This is a genomic window from Pontibacter flavimaris, assembly GCF_001907195.1.
GTDB classification, from domain to species: Bacteria; Bacteroidota; Bacteroidia; order Cytophagales; family Hymenobacteraceae; genus Pontibacter; species Pontibacter flavimaris.
Genome location: NZ_LVWA01000012.1, coordinates 249,489 through 272,115, shown reverse-complemented (window position 1 = coordinate 272,115; position 22,627 = coordinate 249,489). Strand labels below are relative to the sequence as shown.

Sequence of the window (22,627 nt, the reverse complement as noted above, 5' to 3'; positions counted from 1 at the left end):
TATAAACCGGGCTAATGATTTTTGGGAAAGCGCAGCAAAAAAGCCGTGCCCACGCCCTCCGCCGACTGCACCTGGATGGAGCCCTGGTGCAGCATGAGAATCTGCTTGCACAAACTCAGGCCGATGCCGGTACCGTTCTTACGGGTGCTAAAGAAAGGAATAAAGATCTTCTCCTGCACCTCCCGCGCCATCCCGATGCCGTTGTCCTCCATCTTTACAAACGTGCTTTCCCCGGAAGTATAAGCCGACAGCACAATGGTAGGTTCCGGTTCGTTTTTCACCGCCTCGATGGCATTTACCAGCAGGTTGATGAGCACCTGGTCGAGCAGGTTTTTATCGGCCTGCAGCCGTATGCCAGGGTCTTCCAGGATGAGCTCCAGCGAAATGTTTTTCTGATCCAGCGTAGGGTGCATGAGGTGCTCCAGGTTTGTGAACGCTTCCTGCACCGAAACATCGGCCACATTGAGTCTGGTGATGCGGTTGAGGTTGCGGTATACTTCGGCAAAGCGCAGCAGGCCCAGGCTCCGGGTTTTAATGGTGCTCACGCTCAGTTCAAAATCCTCCATGTCACGCGCCGAAGGGCCGGCAGCGGCTGTCTCGTGCAAACGTGTTTTCAGGGTATCGGCCAGGGAGGCGATCGGGGCCACCGAATTCATGATCTCGTGGGTGAGTACGTTCAGCAGCTTTTGCCAGGCCCGGGATTCTGTTTCGTCCAGCGCCTCGCTCACGTTCTGGAAGGCCACCAGTTTATAGGTGCGGTCCTCGCTGCGGAAAGCCGTAGCCGAGAGCAGTACTTTCAGGGTGCTCTCCTCGAAACTGGAAGTATAGGCCGTGGCGATTCGGGAGCGTCCGGGTGACAGCTCCTGCACGGCGCGGTAGAGCTCCTGGTCCCTTTTCTCCAGGTAGTGGATCGTTTTCATGTAGGGCAGGTGCAGGAGCTTTTTCAGGGAATCGTTCAGCAGCACCACCTCGCCGCTTTCCGTGTCGTAAGACAGGATGCCGGTATCGACCAGCTCCATGATCTTTTGCAGGTGCAGGTGCTGGCTTTCCTTTTCCTTGTTTATACTTTTTAAAGTGGAGTTGATTTCGTTAAAGCCCTTGTGGAGCAGTTGCAGCCTGGCGTTCGGGTACTGCTCGTTATAATACCTGGAGAAGTCGCGGTAATGGACCGATTCAATGAACTGGCCCAGCTCGTCCTGCGCCTTCCTAACGTAGCGGATCAGGTCCACTACCTGGTAGACGATGATGGGAAGTATAAACACAAGCGCCTCCGACCAGCCGTTCAGGATAACGATTGCCGGCATGCTCAGCGTGAGCAGGAGCAAGGTTACCCGCCGGGTGATGCTCCAGTCGATCTGCTTAAAGCCCATACTTGCCTAAACGTCTATACAACGCAGTGCGCGTAATGCCTAGCTCTTTGGAAGCCCTGGTCAGATTGCCGCCATGCTTTTGCAGCACCCGGTTGATGGTCACCCGCTCCAGCTCCTCCAGGTTAGATTCCTCTGCCAGCTTTTCCTCCACGGGTGCTGCCTCAATTGGGGAAAAGAGGATGTCATCGGGCCCTAGCACAGGACCATCGGCCATGATCACGGCCCGCTCCATGGCGTATTGCAGCTCCCGCACGTTGCCCGGGTAATGATACTGCTGTAATTTATCAAGGGCGGCCTTGCTCAGCTCCGGCACCGGCTTTAGGTACTTATCGGCGTACACGGCGGCAAAGTGGTGGGCCAGCAGCAGGATGTCTTTGCCCCGTTTGCGCAAGGGCGGGATCGTAATTTCCACGGTGTTAATGCGGTAGATCAGGTCTTTGCGGAAGCGGGATTCATTGGCCAATTGAGCCAGCGGCACGTTGGTGGCGCACAGCAGGCGCACATCGATAGGGATGGGTTCGTTGGTGCCCAGGCGGATAACCTGCCGGTTCTGCAGTACGCTAAGCAATTTGGCTTGCTGGTGCAGCGAAATGTTGCCGATCTCGTCCAGAAAGATCGTGCCACCGGTTGCCGCCTCAAAGCGGCCGGGGCGGTCTTCGCGGGCGTCGGTAAAAGCGCCTTTCTTGTGCCCGAACAGCTCGCTTTCAAACAGCGACTCGGTCAAGGCGCCCACATCCACTTTTACAAAAGGCTTCGCTGCCCGGAGGGAGTACTCATGGATGGCCTTGGCCACCAACTCCTTGCCCGTGCCGTTCTCGCCCAGAATCAGGATGTTGGCATCTGTGGGCGCTACTTTTTTGATCTTCAGGAAAATATCCTGCATGGCCTCCGACTCGCCCAATAGTTCAGCGCCCAGTATATCCGCCGGGCCGATAGGCAGGCTTATTTCCGGGCGGCCTTTCTTCCCGAGGGCGTCTGTCAGTATTGCCAGCAGCTTTTCGTTGTGCCAAGGCTTTACCACAAAATCGGCGGCGCCCTCTTTCAGCGAGCGGATGGCCAGGTCAATGTCGCCGTAGGCTGTGATCATCACCACGGCCACCTCGGGTTTTAGCTCTTTTATTTTCCGGAGCCAGTACAAGCCTTCGTTACCGGTGTTGAGCGCGCTTTTAAAGTTCATGTCCAGCAGGATCAAATCGAAGCTTTGCTGGCGCAAGAGGGCAGGGAGCGTCTCAGGGTTTTTCTCTACCACAATGTCCCCTACATGTGGCCGCAGCAGCAGCCGTACAGCGGTCAATACATCTGCATCATCATCCACAACCAGTACCGAGGCTTTCTTTAACTGCATAACTGTAGGTTTATATGACCTAAAGAAACGATTATTGTGCCATTGATGCAAAGCGCTCAAGCAGAGCTCCTATGGCAACAGGGGCCAACCTTTATGCGTGCGATTTCGCACACTTGTTGCGCGATTTTGCACAGGGCGGAAGTATAAAAGGTTTGTAAATAGCTGATTTGTAAGGGTATTTCGTTTTGGCACTTCCTGTGCATCCGTGTCTGTGCAGCTCGGTGAGCCATCCTTTTGTCGCCCAAGCTGCTACATTTTCCTTTAACTACATAAAGCTATGCTCCGGAACTACCTCCTCACCGCTTACCGCAACCTCGTTCGGCACAAAGCCTTTTCCCTGATCAACATTGCCGGGCTGGCGCTCGGGCTCACGGCTTGTTTGCTGATCGGCTTGTTTGTCTACGACGAGCTGCAGTACGACAACTTTCTGCCGGACGGGGACCGGGTCTACCGCATTTACAACGACATGTCGGCCAAGGAGGCGGGCTCGGTGGTGGCGCCGGTGCCCCCCATGTTCGGCACCACGCTGGAGCAGAGTTTTCCGCAGGTAGAGCGGGTGGTGCGCATCCTCATGCTGAACTTTGATGCCAACAACCTGGTGGAAGTAAGGGAGAAGAGCCTCTACGAGAAAGGCCGCACCTTTACGGACCCCACCTTTTTTGAGGTCTTCCAGCTTCCCTTCAAGTATGGCTCCCCCGAAAAAGCCCTGGCCGACCCGTCCTCCATTGTGATTTCAGATAAAATGGCGGAGCGTATCTTTGGCGACGCCGACCCGGTGGGCAAACAGATTAGTGTGGATAAGCAGCCTTTTATTGTGAAGGGCGTGTTTTACAGCAACAACCGCTTTCACCTGCCTGTAAATTTTGTCCTGCCTCTGGAGGCGGCTGGGCTCCCGGCCGAGCGCATGAAGATGTGGGGCTGGCAGCAGTTTTATACCTACGTGAAGCTGCGCGAGGGCGCCGACGTGCAACAGGTGGAGGCAACGTTCCGGGATATCGTTGGCAAGCAGATCGACCCGGACCAGAACAAGCCGTTTGAGTACAAACCTTACTTTCAGCCTTTGCATGAAGTATACTTATACTCTGCCAATTTCAAGTATGACCAGGCTATTAGGGGCAACATCACCTATGTAAAAGCCCTGAGCATTATTACCATATTTATACTTCTGATCGCCTGCTTTAACTTCGTGAACCTGGCTACGGCCAAGTCGGCGCAACGAGCCAAAGAGGTGGGGGTGCGGAAAGCCGTGGGTGCCAGCCGCAGTCAACTGGTGGTGCAGTTTCTGGCCGAGACCCTCTTGCTCACGCTCATCAGCGTTATTTTTGCGGCGGCGCTTACCTCGCTGCTCCTGCCATCGCTCAATGCCTTCACAGGCAAGCAGATGGCCTTCAACATCTTTACCCAACCCTCGCTGCTGCTCCTGCTGCTCTTGTCAACCCTGGTAGTGGGCCTGCTGGCAGGCTTTTACCCGGCGCTGGTGTTGTCCGGCTTTCAGCCCGTGAAAGTGCTTAAAAGCGCCGTGGTGATCGATAGCCGGGTAGGCAGGATACAGTGGCTGCGCCACGGGCTGATCGTGGTGCAGTTTGCCCTGTCCATTTTCCTGATCATCAGCGCGTTTGTGGTTTTTCAGCAGGTAGCTTATCTGCACAACAAGGACCTTGGGTTTAGCAAAGAGCAGATCATGTTTTTCCAGATGCGCGGGGACAAGATGTTCGAGAACTATGAGACTTTTAAACAGGAACTGAGGCAGGTGCCGGGCGTCAAAAACGTATCCATCGGTTACGGTTTTCCCGGGGATGCGACCGCCGGTGACAGAATCATCACGCTTCATAACGGCGAGCAGAAAAACCACAGCGTGACCCAACTGATGGTGGACTACGACTACCTGAATACGCTGGATGTAAAGCTGCTGGCCGGAAGAGGTTTTTCGAAACAATACGGTACCGATGCCGACCACGCCTTTCTCCTCAACGAAACCGCGGTACGGGAGCTGGGTTTTGGCACCCCGGAGGCCGCCTTAGGGCAACCGCTGCGCTGGCAAGTTTGGAGCGATGAAAATCCGGACTCGCTGAAGGAGGGTAAGGTCATCGGCGTGGTAAAAGACTTTCACTTCAAGAGCCTCTACGAAAAAGTGGAGCCGACCGTGCTGCAGATCTTCCCCGGCGCTTACTGGAAAGTGGCCGTGAAGATCGACGGCGGGGACGTGGCCGGCTCCATCGCGCAGATAAAAGACGTATGGCACAAGTTCTCGCCCGATTACCCGATTGAATATGTGTTCATGGATGAGAGTTTCCAGAAAATGTACCAGGCCGAAGATAAGCTTAGGACCCTGCTCTGGATCTTTACCGGGATCGCCATTTTTGTGGCCTGCCTGGGCTTGTTCGGGCTGGCCGCCTTTGCCGCCGAGCGCAGGAAAAAGGAGATCGGTATCCGCAAGGTGCTGGGCGCCGAAAACGCTGCCATTGTGGCCCTGCTCTCCAAAGAGTTTCTGATCCTGGTGGTTGTGTCGGCGCTCATTGCCTTTCCGCTGGCTTGGTACGCCATGCACGTATGGCTGCAGAACTTCGCCTACCGCATCGATATTCCGGTCTGGGTGTTTCTGGCAGCAGGAATTACGGCGGCGGCGGTGGCTTTCCTGACGGTGAGTTACCAGGCGCTAAAGGCTGCCTCCGTTAACCCGGTGGCCAACCTGAGGTTTGATTAAAGCACTTCATGCTGTCCTGGTCTAAGATGAGGAAGGCAGTTAAGTATACTTTTATACTTTGTGGATGAAAAACTTTCTTGACAAAACCTGTAACCATTCTCAAAACCGGAGTTCTCTAAAGTATAAACAGACGCTGGAGCTACGGCAGGTGTTGGGAGTATGGCAGCACCTGCCAGGGCTTGGGTGAATGAAAATTTTGTCAGGTGCAGGTGCAACCATTGCGCTCTGCCTGTGTCTTTAGCCCAAGAATACACTCTTCGCTGCGAGGTCAGGCATCCTAACACATCTAACTAAAAAACTATGAAAAAAAGAGAACTCTTTTTGCCGGGTTTACTATGCCTTTTGCTCAGCTTTTGCACGGAGGCCTGGGCGCAGGATAACAGCCAGCAGCCAGCTAGAACCAATCCGCAGGCAACTGGTTCCATCTCCGGCACCCTGGTAGACTCGCTGACCGGAAAACCGCTGGAGTATGCCACGGTCGCGCTGCTGCAACAGGGCACCACGCAGGCAGTGAACGGCACCCTCACCGACGGTAAAGGCAACTTTATACTTTCCGGCCTTGGCCTGGGGCAATACGACCTGACCTTTAGCTTCATCGGGTACGCGCCCAAAACCATCCGGCAGGTTAGCCTGACGGCGGATAAGCCGCAGGTAGCGGTGGGCAGCGTGAAGTTGGCGGTGTCCGGTGCCACTACCCTGAAGGAAGTGCAGGTGCAGGCGCTGCGACCTACCATCACGCAGGAGGCCGACCGCTTGGTAGTCAGCATCGAGGGCACGGCACTGGCTGCCGGCAGAACGGCCTACGATGTGCTGTCCACCTCTCCCGGCGTGTTCATCGATCAGGAAGGCAACATCCAGCTGAACGGCCGCAGCGGGGTCACCGTGATGGTAGACGGCAAGCTCACCTACCTTTCGGCCCGCGACCTGCGCTCTTTGCTGGAAGGAATGCCGGCTGAGAACATCCGTAACATCGAGATCATTACCAACCCCTCGGCCAAGTATGACGCGCAGGGCTCCTCCGGCATCCTGAACATCAACCTGAAAAAGAATACGCAACAGGGCGTGAACGGCAGTGTGTACACGGGTGCGACCTACAATGGCAAGCAGTATGGCTACACGGGCGGGGCCGCACTCAACCACAAAACCGGCAACTGGAACTCCTTCCTGAACCTGGATGCGGCCCGCCGCGTGGGAGGGCGTAACTCCACGTTTGACCGCGTGTTTAAAGGAGCCGAGGAATCCGTATACTTTGACCAGGTGGCCATCGAAAACTATAAGGTACAAGGGCCTCCCGCGGTGCGCCTGGGCACCGACTATAGTATAGACGAGCGCCACAGCGTGGGGGTGATGGGCTACTTTGTGACCAACAAGCTGAACGCAGACTTTCTGACGGAGACGTACCTGGGCGACGCACCGGGGCAGCCGACGCAGTTTATCGATGCGGATAACTTCCGGGAAAACCGCTTTACCAACTATACCGGCAACGTGCACTACCTGGGTAAATTCGATACGCTGGGCACGCAGCTCAGCGCCGACCTGGACCTGGTAAAGATTCGCAACCGGGGAGACGCCTACTTCTATAACTACTTTTACAACCTGGCGGACGGAGGTCCGGCCACGCAGGATTTCCTCTTTACCGAAACGCCCAGCGGGTTCGACATCCTCTCTGCGAAAGTCGATTTTACGAAAGCTCTCTCCAAAGACCGCAAGTTGGAACTGGGCCTGAAGGCCAGCAGCGTGGCCTCCGACGCCGACTCCCGCTTCTTTTTTAACAACGGCGACGTGCCCGTGCCGGACATGAAGCGCACCAACCACTTTATCTATGACGAAAACATCTACGCCGCCTACGTGAACTGGAACAGCAAGCTTGGGGAGCGTTTCAGCCTGCAGGCCGGCCTACGGGCCGAGCAGACGGTGTCGGAGGGGGAGTCGCTGACGATGAAGGGGAGCGAGAAGAAGCGCAGTTACCTGGATCTGTTCCCGAGCCTTTTCCTCAAGCAGAAGGTGAACGAGAACTACGAGCTGAACTACAACTACAGCCGCCGCATCTACCGCCCCAATTACGGTTCCCTGAACCCCTTCTTCGCCTACCGCGACCCTTATACCTATTGGCTTGGCAACCCGAACCTGCGGCCGCAGTACACTCACTCCTTCGGTATCACGCAGACCTACAAGAAAAACTACAGCCTGGCGCTCAGCTACCAGCACGAGCAGGACGTGATCTCAGAGATAGCCCTGATTGATCCTGAGACCTCCACCACCATTTACACCATTGGCAACGTGGACGATGCCAAAAACCTGAGTATGACGGCCATAGTGCCCGTTAAGATTTCGAAAAACTGGGATACGAACAATACGCTGCTCATCGCCTACGACGAGTATAACACCATCGTGGACAAGCAGCAGGTCCTCAACGAGCAGGTATTCTACATGCTGCAGTCCAACCACACCATCCTGCTGCCCTGGAAGCTGAAAGCGGAGATCAACGGCACCTACCAGGGACCGGCTGCCTACGCCCTCTACCACGTGGATCCCCGCTGGTGGGTGAATGTGGGCCTTAAAAAGAGCTTTATGGAAGAGAAGCTGGATGTGAGCCTGAATGCGAACGACATTTTCCATACCCAGCACCTGATTGTTTCGGCTGATGTGGGCGAAGGCAATGTGAGTGATTGGGACCAGTATTTCCGGCAGCGCAACATCGGCTTTACGCTGCGCTACAAGTTTAGCAGAGGCGCGAAACTGGAGGAGCGTAAGCGCAACAACCTGGAAGAGTTGAACCGCACCGGCGGATAAAAAAGCATTGTGTTTTAAGTTTAAAGTGCAAGTGGGACTTTCTGAGTCCCCTTTGCTTTTTATACCGGACACCAGCAAAGTACTTGCTCCTCAAAAAAACTACCTGCAAGGCTGTAACCTTTCCCGAAATCGAAGTTTCCTATATTGAAGACCAAAACCACATCTGATCATTTGGAACAACTATCAGATAATGCCTTGATGCTCCAGGTAAAGGAGGGAAACCTTGCCAGGCTGGGCCTGCTCTTCGAGCGGTATGGCAAAAGCCTGTATGGCTTCTATTTCCGGCTCACGCGCAACGCAGCCCTGAGCGAGGACCTGGTGCAGGATGTGTTTGAGCGTGTGCTCAAGTATAAGCACACGTTCCGGGGCGATGGCAAGTTCTCTACCTGGCTCTACCACCTGGCCCGCAACGTGCTGGCCGACCATGTGAAGAAGACCAAACGTGCCGGCGTGAGCACCGACCTGGAGCAGCAGCAGGATGCGCTCGCGGAACTGTCGGTGCCGGAGGAGGCTCTGCAGAAAGAGGAGCACCTGCAGCTCATGGAACTGGCCCTCGACCACCTGAGCCACGAAAAGAAAGAGCTGCTGCTGCTTACCAAGCTACAAGGCCTCAAGTATAAAGACATCGCCGCGCTGCAGGGCTGCACCGAAACCAATGTGAAGGTAAAAGTCTTCCGGGCCATTAACGATTTGCGGGAGGTCTTCACCAAACTACAAGCGAAAGGGATAAACATATGAACACGGAAAGATATCAGGAGCTGCTGCTCGATTATTTGGAAGGAAACCTAAGCGAGGCGGAGCGGCAGGAGCTCGAGGCGCTGGTACAAACCGGCCAGGTGCCCGAGGAAGAGCTGCAGGCCCTGCAGGCGGCCTTCTCCGGGCTGCAGGCATTGCCCGAGCCGGAGCCAGGACCAGGGCTGCAGGCTAAGTTTAACAGCATGCTGGCCACCAAAATGGCCGAAGAGCGGCAGGCCAAACAGCAGCAGTATACCTGGGGCGATCTGTGGCAGGGCCTGCAGACGCTGCTGAGTCCGCTGCGGCTGGCTTATACGTTGGTGGTATTTGCTTTTGGATTCTTTGCTGCCTGGCTTGCCTTTGCGCCTGGCCAGCAGCAGCAAACGGATACGCTTCAGCTGGCCGCGGAGCTGAACCAGATGAAGCAAGTCCTGTTCACCACCCTGATTGAGCAGCCGGCAGCGGTAGACCGCCTCCGGGCCGTGAATATCTCCGGCGAGATTTCGGATGCTGACGCGAAAGTGCTGGACGCGCTGTTTAACTCCCTCAACCACGACCCGAACGTGAACGTGCGCCTGGCCGCCGTGGAAGCCCTGAGAAAACACACTGACAACCCGCAGGTGCGCGAGCGGCTGATCCTTTCCATCAACCAGCAGGACTCCCCGATGGTGCAGGTGGCGCTGGCCGACCTGATGCAGGCTCTGCAGGAGCGCAACGCCGTGCCACAGCTCCGGCAGTTGCTGCAGGATAAAAAGACAAACGAGCTGGTGAAAGCTAAAATCAAGGAAAGTATAAAAGTCCTCATCTAAAAAACTATGAAAAAGAAAACATCCCTGATCCTGTTGTTGCTGGTGGTGCTAAGCAATGCAGGAGCCTTGGCGCAAAACCAGACCGAGAAAATTGTGCGGGAACTGCGCTTTAACCGCAACGCCCCCGGAAACGTGGTCAAAATTGAAAACATCGACGGCTACGTGCACGTGGAAACCTACAAGGGCGACAAAGTCCTTTTCGAAGTGGAGCGCATCATCCGGCCCAAAACAGCGGATGGCCTGGAGAAAGCCAAAGAGCTGAGCCTGGAGTTTGCCGTGAGCGGCGACAGTATCATCAGCTACCTCAAAGCGCCTTACATTCAGTCACACCGGACGGGCAACAAAGGCAACGGGATCAATATTGATCGGAAACTGGAGTATGGTTTCACGCACAACTTCACGGTAAAGGTGCCGCAAAACACCAACCTATCCGTCATCACCATCAACAACGGCGATATCAAGATCACCAACCTCACAGCAGATTATATCCAGGCCTCCAACATCAACGGGCCGATCCTGCTGGAGAACGTGGCCGCGGCGGTGGATGCCAAAACCATCAACGGCAACGTGGTGGTGAGTTACCGCGAGAACCCAAAAAAGCAGGCCAGGCTGGAGACGCTCAACGGTAACATCGAGCTGCTGTATCAGAAAGCACTTTCAGCCACCATCAGCTTCAGCTCCTTCAACGGGGATTTCTACACCGACCTGGAGGACCTGCAAAAGCTGGCCCCGAAGGTAGAGAAGGTGAGTAGCTCCGACGGCGCCAAAACCACCTTTAAGCTGGGCAAGGCCTCCTCCTTTAAAACAGGCACCGGGGCAGCCCTTATCGAACTGAAGACCTTTAACGGCAAAGCGACCGTGAAGAAAAGGGGCTAAGCCCCATAGACCAAATCATACTTTAATATTCTTATCAAACAAAAATGAAACGCAGCCTTTTTATACTGATCCTGCTGGCCCTGAGCGCACACGTCTTTGCCCAGGGAGGCAACACGGAAGAGATCGTCGTACCCCTAACCCGCCCCAATGATGCTGGCTCGATGGAAGTAAGTCTGTTCTCCGGCTCCATCCAGGTGACCGGCACCAAGGGCAAGGACGTGGTGATACGGGCCCAAATGGAAGAAAGAGCCTCTAAAGCGCAACCAAAGGAAGAAGCGGGCGGGCTGAGGCGCATTGCCAACAATAGCATGGGACTCACCGTGACCGAGCAGAACAACCGCGTAGAGGTGAACTCCGAGGCGATGAACAGGTCGGTGAACCTGGAGATACAGGTGCCCCAGAACTTCAACCTCACCCTCTCCAGCGTGAGCCGCGGGGATATTACGGTACGCAACGTAAACGGCAACCTGGAAATCGACAACGTGAACGGGTCCATCAAACTGGAAAACGTGTCGGGCAACGCGCTGGCCAATACGGTGAACGGCACGATCAAAGCCAATTTTATCCGGTGGGATAGCAAATCGCCGATGGCTTTCTCCACCTTAAACGGAAACGTGGACATCACCCTGCCGGCCAACTCCAAATTCAACGCCAAACTCAACTCCGACAGAGGCGAGATTTACACGGACTTTAACATGGTGCGGGAGGCCAAACAAGGCCAGGCGAAAGGAGCCAGAACAGAGGGCGGCGTGTACCGGGTGAGCACAGCCGACTTTGTGACCGGTAAGGTAAACGGTGGCGGTGCCGAGATCATGGTCAAAAGTATGAACGGCAACATCTACATCCGCAAGAGCAAGTAAACGGCCTGGTTTATACTTTGGGATTATACTTACAGAAGCAAGCTATACGTTGATAGCTTGCTTCTTTTTATCTTGCGCCATGCAAACACCCAAACTTTTTATGCTGATGCTGGGCTGTCGGCCCCCCGGCAGAAACACCGAGCAGCACGACATGTTCTTCAGCGTGGCCGAAACCATCAAAGACCTGGTGCCCGAGATCAAAGCCTTCTGGCCCGAGGCCAAGGACAAGATCCACGTGGACGCCTGGCGCGAAGTAACGCACGTGAACGGCTATGCCATCAAAGTGGTGCCTCGGGAAGAAGCCTCCGAGGCAGCAGAAAAGTTGTTCTTCCTTAACCTGGGCGGCTACAAACCCGGCGAGTTCGATGAGTTTCACTATAAAATGCTGGCCGTGGCCGAGAACACCGCCGGGGCCGTGCAGCAGGCCAAGCAAACAGCCTTCTATAAACATACCGGTTTTACAGGGGCCACCTCGCACATCGACGATAAGTATGGGGTGGATGTGGACGAGCTTTTCGAGGTGCAGGACATTCTGCCCGAGGCCGTAAGACAGAAGTATAAACTGCAGGTGACTCCCTTTGAAAGTATGACTGAAGACGAGCTGCATCTGGGCTATTTCCAGCTGCACAAGCTGTAGGGCAAAGTATAAACCGGAGCCTGGTTAGGGGAACAAGTATAAGTCGGCTGCGTTAGTAAGGGAAGTGTTTTTAACTTAAAACCGACTGACGCAATGGACAGACACTATGAAAACGACAACCCCCAGCGCAAGAACCACTATGCCGATTTCGACGAGCATGGCAACCCGCTGACCGGTAACCGAAACAGTTTATCCCGCCACAACCCGGAAGGCGACTATGGGAGCGGCATGTACGCCCGAGACGAGCGCCGACGCGGAGAATATACTACCAACGCAGCCCGTGCTTACGGCGACATGAGCCATGGCACCCGCTACGGCGAAGGCGGCAGCTACGAGGGCGGAGGCTCTGCTTACGGACACTCCTACTATGGCCTGTCGGGCCAGCAGGGGCCGCGCATCACGCAGCACGACCGGGGCTGGGATGAGAGCCGGCAGTACGATGCCTACGGCGACTCCAGGCATTACCACAACCGCGACCAGCGCTTTAGCGACAGCTTTGGGCGCAGCAGCGACGGGGGCTACATAAACGAAGGAAGCCGGGACCGGGATCGCCACCGCAACAACCCCGGCCATTACGACGACAGCTACCAGGGTTACCGCAGTTCTGGCTACGACCGTGGCTACGAGGATTTCCGGGGTACTGGCTATGGTTCTACCGGCTATAACAACCGCGATGAGGACCGCATGCGCAGTCTTCGTGGAAACCGCGACAGGGATTGGGAAGGAAATCGCAGCTACACCGAGCGCAACCGCTTCAACAGCGGGCAGGACTGGTAAACCTGTTTATACGTTATCGGAAAGCGCAGCCGCCAGTTTATACTTTGGCGGCTGCGCTTTTTGCTGCTTTATACTTTTGCAGCGGTTTATACTTTCATGCTGGAACCCAATGATCTGAATGTGATAAAGCAGCCCTCGCTCGCCTCTGGCGAGTGTGATGTATCTATCGGCCTCTGGCCACGTTAGTTTTCCTTCACCTACACATTATACTTGCTGCATAACGTGGCGGGACGCCACCTGATAACCCACACTCGCCGGAGGTGAGCGAGGGCAAAAAGTTAAATGAAGGGAAGTTCTGGCTGCACCTGCAATACCTCACGCCGTTGTTGCGTCTTCTGACCAACAACGTGTAACGGACAGGCTGTACTTTATAACCTAAGTTGCGATTAATCCATCCCTAACCCCTCCGAGGAGGGGAATTATACTTGAAGCTAAGTCCCCCTTTGAAGGGGGCAGGGGAATGTGAATCGTTCTCCGATTCCTTTCCTCAGAGGGGTGGGTTTACACCTTTATTAGAAGTAGTTAACTACAGCTTATACTTTATACTTGACTTCGGGAGGAGCACCTAACGGCTATACTTCGTTTCATACTTTGCACAGCTAAATCAAGAATCTTTATAGCCTGGCAAGTATAAGTCTGCTGAAATACTTAAATTTTGGCTATGAATCGCCTCAACCAGAAAATCACCCTCACGCTGGCCCTGTTGCTCATCCATGCTTTCGCCTGGGCGCAGACGGTGCCGGAGAAAGTGGCCGCGGCCTACCAGGCCTTTGAGCAGGACCCGCAGCTGCAGAACGCCATTTCCTCGCTCTATATCACCGACGCCAAAACCGGTAAGGTCATCTTCGACAAGAACAGCCGGATAGGCCTGGCGCCCGCCTCCACCATGAAGCTCATCACCAGCATCAGCGCCTATGAACTGCTGGGCACCGACTTCAAGTATGAAACTAAGTTTGCCTACCGCAAGGGCAAGGGGCCGGCAGAGCTGCTCATCCTTCCGAGCGGTGACCCCACGTTGGGTAGCTGGCGCTGGCCCGAAACAAAGGATAATGTGGTGCTGCAGGAACTCACCAAATCCATCCAAAAAACAGGTATAAAGAGTTTTGGCAAGGTGCTGGTAGCCAACGAGGGCTGGAACGACGAAACGGTGCCCGACGGCTGGATGTGGCAGGACATTGCCAACTACTACGGCGCGGGACCAGCCAAGCTGAACTGGCGCGAAAACCAGTATGATGTTATACTTCAATCGGGTGCAAAAATAGGCGACCCGGTGGCCATCGTAAAAACGGTACCTACCCTGAATGGCTATTCGCTGCACTCCGAGCTTACTGCCGCTGCGGCCGGCACCGGCGACAACGCCTACATCTATTTCCCGCTCAGCACCTCGGCTGCCACCATCCGGGGCACCATCCCGGTAAACGAAAGCAGCTTTAAGATCTCCGGAGCCTTGCCTTCGGCCGCGCGTCAGTTTGTTGCCACCCTGTCGGATACCCTGCAAATGCTAAAAATAAAGCTGCCGAAGCAGCCGGTGGAACAGCACACAGCGCTCCCGCAAAATGGCTATACCGTGTTCCATACCATCACCTCCCCGCCGCTCGACAGCATCATCTATTGGTTTAACCGCAAAAGTATCAACCTCTATGGCGAGGCGCTCGTGAAAACCATTGCCGCCCAAAACACCCCCGACAGCCAGACCAGCAACGGCCTGAAGGAGATCCGCGCCTTCTGGAAGCAGCGGGGCGTTCCGGAAACAGAATTAAGTATGGTGGACGGCTCCGGCCTCTCGCCGCTGAACCGGGTGACCACCCACGCGCAGGTGCAGCTGTTGCAGCACGCCCGCTCGCAGCCTTGGTATAATGGCCTCTACGCTTCGCTGCCGGTCTTTAACGGCATGAAAATAAAGAGTGGTACTATTCGTGGCGTGAAGGGCTTCTGCGGCTATCACAAAAGTGCGGACGGGCAGGAGTATGTGTTCTCTTTCCTGGTCAACAACTACAACGGCTCGGCCTCTGCGCTGGTAAAAAAGATGTATAAAGTGCTCGATGAGTTGAAATAGCCGCTTGCCGAAGTACAAGTATAAACGCCAGCGCCCCTGCTCACTGCAGGGGCGCTGGCGTTTATACTTGTACGTTACCAGGCTTTAGCCGCGTTTTTTAATGTCCTCGTTGCTCTTGTGGCTTTTCAGCGTACTGGCGTTCGGCTGGTTGTTGCGGAACTCCTTGTCGGTGCTATCAGCCCCGCGTGAGGTAGTGGTTAAGTTGGCATTCGAGCCCTGCGGACTGTCCTGGTTTGGCCGGTCCTTGCCTTGCTTGGCGCCACCGCTACTGCCTTCACGGCTGGGCTTATTCTCACCGCGTGTGTTGTCGGCACCGCCAGCCACCGGGCCGGTCTGCTTGCCCTTGCCCAGCCCGCTCACGCCTTCGCCTTTTCTTGAATTAGGGTCCTCCGGGATATTTCTGTTGTTGCTGCTCATCGTTTGTTTTCTTTAGTGTAACACATCGTTCATCTACCCGATCGGGTACGTTAGTTGTACGGCAGAGTAGGAGGGAAGGGTTAAGAAAAGAGTACAAACCAGGCCAACAGCAAAGCGGGGTGCGCCCACAAATAGGAGGCGAAAACAGGAGGAATACCACAAGTCGCCAAGGGCAGCGGCCTGCTGTGTGGTACAAGTTTTCGGGGTAGCTGCGTGCCTTAGAACTTTCTTTTAAAAGATGAGTTTAAGGATAAGCTAATGGAGGAAATTTCTTCCGTAGAGGCTGTTGAGTGTAGGTTATGAGATGGCACCCCTTGGTTAAATTCCTCCTGCTGATTCCGGGACTGATTATACTTTTCGTTCTGGCAGCATTGCTATTGCTACCCTCATTCTACCAGGAGAAAGCACCGGCCTATATAAAGGCAAAAATTGCCAGCGAAACCGGTTTAGCTTTCGGTCCCTTCCAAACAGAGGTGTCCAGCTGGAAGAACTTTCCTGACATTACCATTTCCCTCACCAACTTCTCTTTAGTGGATACCTCGCACACCGCTCCCCTGCAGGTGCTGGGGGTAAAGTATGCCGAAGTACAGCTTCCCCTATTTCAGTCCTCCTACGGCGGCATCCGGGTCAGCGAGGTGTATCTGGAGGGCGTGTCTTTTCACCAGCGGATAGACTCGGCCGGAAACAAGATCAGCCTTTCTTTTAAGAGGAATAAAAAAGAATCCTCCGGTTCAGATGCTTTTTCACTAAGCATCCAGAAGGTCGTTATCCGGAATGCCAGGCTACTGAGCGAGAACCACTTCAAGCAAAGTGCCTTCTCCCTGCAGTTGCTCGACTCCGAACTGGCTGCCCGCGTGCAGGATAACATGCTGGAGCTGAAAGGCAAGCTGGCGGGCAGGATCAACCACATCTCCAGCCGCGACCTGCACCTGTTCCGGGATAGGGAATTCACTGCTGATGCTTCTTATACATTCGACCTGCGGAAGAAACAGGGCAGGATACAGAATAGCCGGGCTATACTTAACGGAAACGAGGTGCTGATCTCGGGCACACACCAAAAGTCCACTTCTGGTATTGGCTCTGAACTGGACCTTCATTTTAAAGGGTACCAGCCTTTTTTCTTTCTCCTGAACCAGATGGCCTCCGTGCGGTCGATCCCGTTGCTGAAGCAGGTGGAGAGCGATGGCCGCGTAAAGCTGCACTACCACCTGGCCGGTCACTCCAGCCCCAAACAGCGCCCCCGAAGCAGGCTATACTTTGACCTTGAGAACGGCATGCTGCACTGGCCCACCAGCCGCATCACGCTGTCGCAGATTCAGATCGCCGGGCAACTGGACAATGGCCCGCAGCGCTCCCCGGAGTCCAGCTCCTTTACACTGCACCGCTTGTCGGCCCGCACCGGCAGCGACAGCCTGCAACTCAAAGCCAGGATCACCAACTTTACCAGGCCCTACATTGATGCCCAACTCAGCGGGCGCTATACATTGGATAGCCTGGCCCAGGTGCTGCCCCCGGATTACATATCGTTGCCACGGGGCACGCTGGCCGGTAACGTAGCTATTAAAGGCAACCTGCATGCCAGCGAGGGCCGCCAGCCGAAGCAGGACCTGCAGTGGCAAGGGGTGATCAGCCTGCATGAGGTCGGCTTCCAGCCGGCAAAACTTACGGTGCCCTGCACTGAGGTGAACGGCGAGGCCAGGCTGGCGGGCAATGAGCTGCGGCTACACCAACTGGCCGGCAAGCTGGGAGGGGAGCCATTCAGGATAGAGGGATCCATGAAGTATGCGATGAACTACCTGCTGGGCCAGCACCCCACGGTTTCCGTGGATGGGGCTGTCCTGCTGAAACAGGTAAAGACAAACTGGATAAAGCTGAAGCCGGAAAATGGGCCCGCTGCACCTCCCGGTGCGGTGGCTGCCGCTGGGGAAGCCGCCACAACTATACTTCCTCCTTTTCTGCGGCTGAACATGCGTTTGGCCTGCCAGCAACTGGAGCTACAGTCCACCTCCGTGCAAAACATGCGGGGCAGGCTCCGCAGCAATGGGCGGCAACTGACTCTCTCGAACATAGCCCTGGCAACACAGGAAGTAGCGGTCAGTGGAAGCGTGGTGGCGCCGAACGACAGCAGGCAGTTATATGCTGCCGACCTGCAGCTATCGGCCCGACTCGACACCCTGGATCTGACCAGTATGAAGCAGGTGAACTCTTTGGCCGGCTCAGCGGGAACTAAAAAGCCCACTGCTGCAACAGGCAATTGGATGACTTATGTGCTGCCCTTGCAGAAGGCAAAAGTTACCCTGCGGGTTGGGCGGATAAACCTGCCGGGGGCGGAGGACCTGGAAGATCTAACGGTGCAGCTGCAAAAAAGCAAGAGTCACATCATGATGCAGGACATGCGCTTTCGTACCTCAAAAGGCGGTGCGGCAAGCGCGTACGGCGGCTTCTACCTGATCAACTCAAGCCTGACCAGGCCCTACCTGGATGTAACCATGCAATATGGCTTTCTGGACCTGCAGGCTTTTATGCAGAACATGGCGGCGCTCAAAACGCTTCTTCCGCCTCAGGAGCCAGGGGCTGCTCCGGCCAGGACAAATGAAAAAGAGAAGCTCAATGAGAAGGTCTACGACCTGGGCCTGCACGTGAAGGCGCAGGAACTGAAGTATGAATACCTGAGCGGGACCAACCTGGCTTTCGATGCCCGGATGAACCGGGAGCAGGCCCAGCTGGACGAGCTCTACCTGAATACCTTCGGAGGAACGATTTACGCGCATGGCGTCATGTTCCTCAACGAGCCTTCCGACACCATCCCTGTCAGGCTGAAGGCGCAGGTGCAGGATATCGACCTGGAGCAGTTGTTTGCCTTTGCGGAACAGATGGAGCTGGACGTGCTCAGCAGCCAGAACATCAAAGGAACTGCTGATTGCTTTGTGACAGTCCACACCAAACTGGACCAGACCTTTACACCGAGCTTCGACAGAACCGTAGCCTACTCCAGGGCTACCTTCCGCGACCTGGAGCTGATCGATGTGAAGCCGATACAGGAGGCGCTTGGATTTATGCGGAAAGAACGCACCGGACACCTGTTTTTTGAGGATGTGGGGGCAGACTTCGTGCTTTACAAGAACAAGTTCGTTGCGCCCGGTTTCAGCCTGAATAACAACCTGTCGGACTTTGAGCTGCGGGGAGACTACACCATGAACGGCGGCGCCAACCTGAGCCTGGATGTAAGTGTGCTGAATATCCTGTTCGGAAATAACGAGCGCCGCATCGAAAAAATACGGGAAGACTCTTTGTCCCTGAAGGATAACCTGAGCAAACAGCACCTGCTGCTGGTGCGCGAACAGGACAAGTATGAGGTAAAGCTGAGTAACCGAAAGGAGCGGGAGGATATCTCGCTTGTGCTCCGCAACGAGTTTTTAGATGTGCTGCGGCATTACCAGATCGATACCAGCTTTACCGAAGTCAAGTAACTCCGGCCTCCTTTATTAATCCCTGGCCGCATTGAAACTCCTATCCCCGGGGAGGTGCTGGCAAGGTGGCTGCTTCTTTAACTTATTACTTGGAACTACGTTTATAGTGCTGTGTAAATATTTGCCTGACAAATCGTTATGTGCTTGTTATAGTCTTATGTTAACTAAACAACTATGGAAAGATTTTTAGGTAATTACAGCCCGCAGCTCTATGCACTGCTGCGCATTGTGGCCGGCCTGCTGTTTGCCATGCATGGCACGCAGAAATTGTTCGGTTGGCCGGGAGACGGCGACACTGTGGAACTGGCTTCGCTGATGGGGTTGGCCGGTACTATAGAACTGGTAGCCGGACTCATGATCGCTTTCGGTTTTCTGACCAGCTGGGTCGCCCTTATTGCGAGCGTCGAGATGCTGGTAGCTTATTTTATGGCCCATGCCCCGCAGGCTTCGTGGCCCATCCAGAACCAGGGCGAGCTGGCCGTGCTGTACTGCTTTCTTTTCCTTTACATGGTCGCGCGGGGCTCCGGCATCTGGAGCGTAGATGCCGCCAGGCATAGTGGCGTGCGGACCGGCGCCGAAAACCACCATCGGGTAGTATAGCGATCTATACTTGGTACAGGAAGCTGCAGAAACTTTAGTGCCAACTAAACTGCTGTGCAGCAGACAAGTATAGTGCCGTGATAGAAAGAAGGACAGCCCCTGTAGGTGACGCAGGGGTACGGGAAAAGTATGTCTGAAGCGAAGCGGGTAAGGCCTTTAGATGCTCATAAAGTATAACGATGTTATTTTATACTTGCATCCTCTGTCTTATACTTTGGGAGCGCACCTTCATCGCTGGCAAGGCAATTGGGCTGGATGTTGTCTGGCAGAACAGGCGCCGGGCTCATTTAAGCCACAAATCAACCGATGGTAAGTATGGCCAAAGGCGTTTTCCTGACGATGTTTTCGATAGCCGGTCCCTAAGCCTGATCAGCGATTCCCCATTTCTTCTTTCCCTGCTTTCTCCTCCGGCTCTGTAAGCAAAGTATAAAACGGTTCCCGGTCAATAGGTTTGCTTCTCGTGGTATCCTTGATCCTGTATACCCTCCCGAAGTCCTGCAAACTAATAGAATGACCGTATGGGACGGTTTCTGTTTTACCGGGTTTTCGGGGTGTGGAACGATTGGCTGGCGCGGGCAAAACAGGCTGAACCAAAATTACTTTTCAGCATGCCTCCATACTGCGAATAACGTACATTTGTAACGTTACCAGAAAACAGACAGGTATAAGGTTTTGTACCTGCAAAGGCCGCCTATGATCCTCCAACACTTCCCTTGCTGTAGCTCCCTCAAAAGCCGGATGGCGCCCATGAAGCCATACTTTCTTATTACCCTGATGCTGTTCCTGCTTGCCGCCTGCTCCGGCAAGGAGGAAAAAACGCAGCCAACGGTAGCGGACATCACGGAATCGGTGTATGCCTCGGGGGTGGTGAAGAGCCGCAGCCAGTACCAGGTTTTTCCGACGGTGAGCGGTGTGATTCTGGATATCCTGGTTACCGAGGGCGACGTGGTGAAGAAAGGCGATCCGCTTTTCAGGCTCGACAACGAAGCCGCCCGCCTGAGCACCGAAAACGCCCGGATCGCCGCCGAGTACGCCCGCGTGAGCGCCAACTCCGAAAAGCTGAACGAGCTGCGCGCAGCCATCGACCTGGCCCGGAGCAAAAAGGCGAATGACTCGCTGCTGCTGGTGCGGCAACGCAACCTATGGGCCAACCAGATCGGGACAAAGGTACAGCTGGAGCAGCTGGAGCTGAACTATAAAAATTCCGCTACCGCCTACAAATCGGCCATACTTCGCTACAACGACCTTAAAAAGCAACTTGACTTTGCGGCCCGCCAATCGCAGAAAAACCTGCAGATTAGCGAGACCCTATCGGAGGATTACACGATCCGGAGTGAAACCGACGGCAAAGTATACAGCGTGCTGAAAGAGGAGGGGGAACTGGTGAGTCCGCAGACGCCGGTGGCGGTGGTGGGCGATGCCGACGAGTTTGTACTGGAGCTGCAGGTGGATGAGTATGATATTGCCCGCGTAAAGCCGGGCCAGAAAGTGCTGCTGAACCTGGACAGCTACAAAGGGCAGGTGTTTGAGGGCAAAGTATACAAAGTGAACCCGGCCATGAACGAGCGAACCCGCTCCTTTACCGTGGAGGCCAGCTTTGTCACCACGCCGCCGGCCCTGTTCCCGAACCTCACCACCGAAGCCAACATCCTCATCCAGACCAAAAAGGATGCGCTCCTTATCCCCCGCGAGTACTTAGTGGACGGGGCATTTGTGCTAACGGAAAACGAGGAGAAAGTACCCGTTAAGACAGGCCTGAAAGACTACCAGAAAGTGGAGATACTGGAAGGCATTACACAGGAAGACGTGCTACTGAAGCCAGCCAGATGAACACCAGGCTCATATACGGCATAGCAAAATCGCTGCTGCTGGCCCGCTGGCGCCAAACGCTGGTGGCCGCCGTGGGGGTTGCGTTCAGTATTGCCATGTTTATCACGCTGCTCGGCTTCATGAACGGCCTCAACGACCTGCTCGACGGCCTTATACTGAACCGCACCCCGCACGTGCGCCTCTACAACGAGATAAAGCCCAGCGAAAACCAGCCGGTAAATGCAGCTGCCGAATACCAAGATTCCTACAACTTTATCAGTTCGGTCAAGTCCGGGATTTCGCGGCAGGAGATCTACAACAGCGGCCCCATTCTGCAGGCTGTAAAAGACGATGCGCGGGTGCTGGGCGCTACACCCAAACTCACGGCGCAAGTGTTTTTTAACGAGGGCACCATTGAGATTACGGGTGTGATAAACGGGGTGGACGTGGAGGAGGAAAGCAGGCTGTTCAACTTCCGGGATTACGTGACGGCCGGGAATGCCATTGACGCCAAGAACGTGGCCAACAGCATTATACTTGGCAAAGGCCTGGCCGATATCCTGGTCGCGGATATAGGCGATGTAGTACAGGTGACCACTATACAGGGCGAGCGCATACCGCTCAAGGTGGTGGGCTATTTTCAGTCCGGCATCCAGGAGATTGATAAGGTGCAGAGCTATGCCTCCATCAGCACGACGCAGAAACTGCTGGGCAAACCAGCCAACTACATCACCGACATACAGGTAAAGCTGCACGAACTGGACATGGCGCCTGCCGTGGCAAAAGAGTATGAGCAGTTGTTCGACATCGATGCCGAGGATATCCAGACAGCCAATGCGCAGTTCGAGACCGGTAGCAGCGTGCGCTCCATCATTTCTTACGCGGTGGGCATCGTGCTGCTTATCGTGGCGGGCTTCGGCATCTTCAACATCCTGAACATGATGATCTACGAGAAGATGGACTCGATCGCCATCCTGAAAGCCACCGGTTTCTCAGGCAACGACGTGAACCGTATCTTCCTGCTCATAGCCTTAAGTATAGGTTTCTTTGGTGGGTTGGTGGGCTTGCTCTTCGGCTTTGTTTTCTCCATCATCATCGACAACATTCCGTTCGACACCGCTGCGCTGCCAACCATTAAGACGTATCCGATTAACTATAACCCGATGTTTTACTTTATCGGTGCTTCTTTCTCGCTGATCACCACTTACTTTGCAGGCTTCTTCCCGGCCCGCAAGGCCAGCAAAGTAGATCCGGTGGAGATTATCAGAGGGAAGTAAGGGGGAGGGTTAAGAATGGTTTTGGTCACCTTGGATATGGCATAACACGCGAAGAGAAATTATTTATACTTTATACTTTACAGCACCCGACA

The 22,627-nt window shown here is 54.8% G+C and carries 16 protein-coding genes; 13 read left to right on the top strand and 3 right to left on the bottom strand.

Features of this window, described 5'->3' with window-relative positions; translation table 11 throughout:
- Nucleotides 1-11: 11 nt before the first annotated feature.
- Nucleotides 12-1,370 carry a sensor histidine kinase gene (locus A3841_RS18790; RefSeq protein ID WP_073854775.1) on the bottom strand — a complete coding sequence of 453 codons (1,359 nt, stop codon included), beginning with the start codon at nt 1,368-1,370 and terminating at the stop codon, nt 12-14.
- Nucleotides 1,360-2,715 carry a sigma-54-dependent transcriptional regulator gene (locus tag A3841_RS18785; RefSeq protein WP_073854773.1) on the bottom strand — a complete coding sequence of 452 codons (1,356 nt, stop codon included), beginning with the start codon at nt 2,713-2,715 and terminating at the stop codon, nt 1,360-1,362. Before A3841_RS18785 ends, A3841_RS18790 begins: the two co-directional genes overlap by 11 nt.
- 277 nt (nt 2,716-2,992) lie before the next feature.
- Here A3841_RS18785 and A3841_RS18780 point away from each other — a divergent pair, with 277 nt between their 5' ends.
- From A3841_RS18780 to dacB, 9 genes are all read left to right on the top strand, one after another.
- The gene (locus tag A3841_RS18780; RefSeq protein ID WP_073854771.1) at nt 2,993-5,419 is read left to right on the top strand and encodes an ABC transporter permease; all 2,427 of its coding nucleotides are present in this window, start codon (nt 2,993-2,995) and stop codon (nt 5,417-5,419) included.
- A 300-nt stretch (nt 5,420-5,719) separates the two neighbouring features.
- Nucleotides 5,720-8,212, top strand: a complete 2,493-nt coding sequence (locus A3841_RS18775; protein WP_073854769.1) for a TonB-dependent receptor — start codon at nt 5,720-5,722, stop codon at nt 8,210-8,212.
- A gap of 171 nt (nt 8,213-8,383) precedes the next feature.
- Nucleotides 8,384-8,950 carry an RNA polymerase sigma factor gene (locus A3841_RS18770; RefSeq protein ID WP_083610435.1) on the top strand — a complete coding sequence of 189 codons (567 nt, stop codon included), beginning with the start codon at nt 8,384-8,386 and terminating at the stop codon, nt 8,948-8,950.
- Nucleotides 8,947-9,756 (top strand): HEAT repeat domain-containing protein, encoded by an 810-nt coding sequence (locus A3841_RS18765; RefSeq protein WP_073854765.1) that lies wholly within the window; start codon nt 8,947-8,949, stop codon nt 9,754-9,756. The genes A3841_RS18770 and A3841_RS18765 overlap by 4 nt, the downstream gene beginning before the upstream one ends.
- Before the next feature lie 6 nt (nt 9,757-9,762).
- Complete coding sequence (locus tag A3841_RS18760) at nt 9,763-10,632, top strand: DUF4097 family beta strand repeat-containing protein (RefSeq protein ID WP_073854763.1); 870 nt, start codon at nt 9,763-9,765, stop codon at nt 10,630-10,632.
- A 44-nt stretch (nt 10,633-10,676) separates the two neighbouring features.
- A complete protein-coding gene (locus A3841_RS18755; protein WP_073854761.1) occupies nt 10,677-11,492 on the top strand; it encodes a DUF4097 family beta strand repeat-containing protein in 816 nt (271 codons plus the stop codon).
- Nucleotides 11,493-11,571: 79 nt separating this feature from the next.
- Nucleotides 11,572-12,129, top strand: a complete 558-nt coding sequence (locus A3841_RS18750) for a DUF1543 domain-containing protein (protein ID WP_073854759.1) — start codon at nt 11,572-11,574, stop codon at nt 12,127-12,129.
- 93 nt (nt 12,130-12,222) lie between these two features.
- Nucleotides 12,223-12,906, top strand: coding sequence for a hypothetical protein (locus A3841_RS18745; protein WP_073854757.1), 684 nt, complete (start codon nt 12,223-12,225; stop codon nt 12,904-12,906).
- Nucleotides 12,907-13,567: 661 nt separating this feature from the next.
- Nucleotides 13,568-14,962: a D-alanyl-D-alanine carboxypeptidase/D-alanyl-D-alanine endopeptidase gene (dacB, locus tag A3841_RS18740; RefSeq protein WP_073854755.1), complete on the top strand. Its 1,395-nt coding sequence runs from the start codon at nt 13,568-13,570 to the stop codon at nt 14,960-14,962.
- Nucleotides 14,963-15,046: 84 nt separating this feature from the next.
- Here the strand turns inward: dacB and A3841_RS18735 are convergent, their stop codons facing one another.
- Nucleotides 15,047-15,379 (bottom strand): hypothetical protein, encoded by a 333-nt coding sequence (locus tag A3841_RS18735; protein ID WP_073854753.1) that lies wholly within the window; start codon nt 15,377-15,379, stop codon nt 15,047-15,049.
- 299 nt (nt 15,380-15,678) lie between these two features.
- Between A3841_RS18735 and A3841_RS18730 the strand changes: the two genes are divergently transcribed.
- The 4 genes from A3841_RS18730 (at nt 15,679) to A3841_RS18710 (ending at nt 22,535) form a co-directional block, all read left to right on the top strand.
- On the top strand, nt 15,679-18,849 hold the full coding sequence (locus A3841_RS18730; protein WP_139308016.1) for an AsmA family protein: 3,171 nt from the start codon (nt 15,679-15,681) through the stop codon (nt 18,847-18,849).
- A gap of 174 nt (nt 18,850-19,023) precedes the next feature.
- Complete coding sequence (locus A3841_RS18725) at nt 19,024-19,449, top strand: DoxX family protein (protein WP_073854749.1); 426 nt, start codon at nt 19,024-19,026, stop codon at nt 19,447-19,449.
- A gap of 747 nt (nt 19,450-20,196) precedes the next feature.
- The gene (locus A3841_RS18715; protein WP_073854993.1) at nt 20,197-21,279 is read left to right on the top strand and encodes an efflux RND transporter periplasmic adaptor subunit; all 1,083 of its coding nucleotides are present in this window, start codon (nt 20,197-20,199) and stop codon (nt 21,277-21,279) included.
- On the top strand, nt 21,276-22,535 hold the full coding sequence (locus tag A3841_RS18710) for an ABC transporter permease (RefSeq protein WP_073854745.1): 1,260 nt from the start codon (nt 21,276-21,278) through the stop codon (nt 22,533-22,535). The genes A3841_RS18715 and A3841_RS18710 overlap by 4 nt, the downstream gene beginning before the upstream one ends.
- The last annotated feature ends 92 nt before the right edge of the window (nt 22,536-22,627 follow it).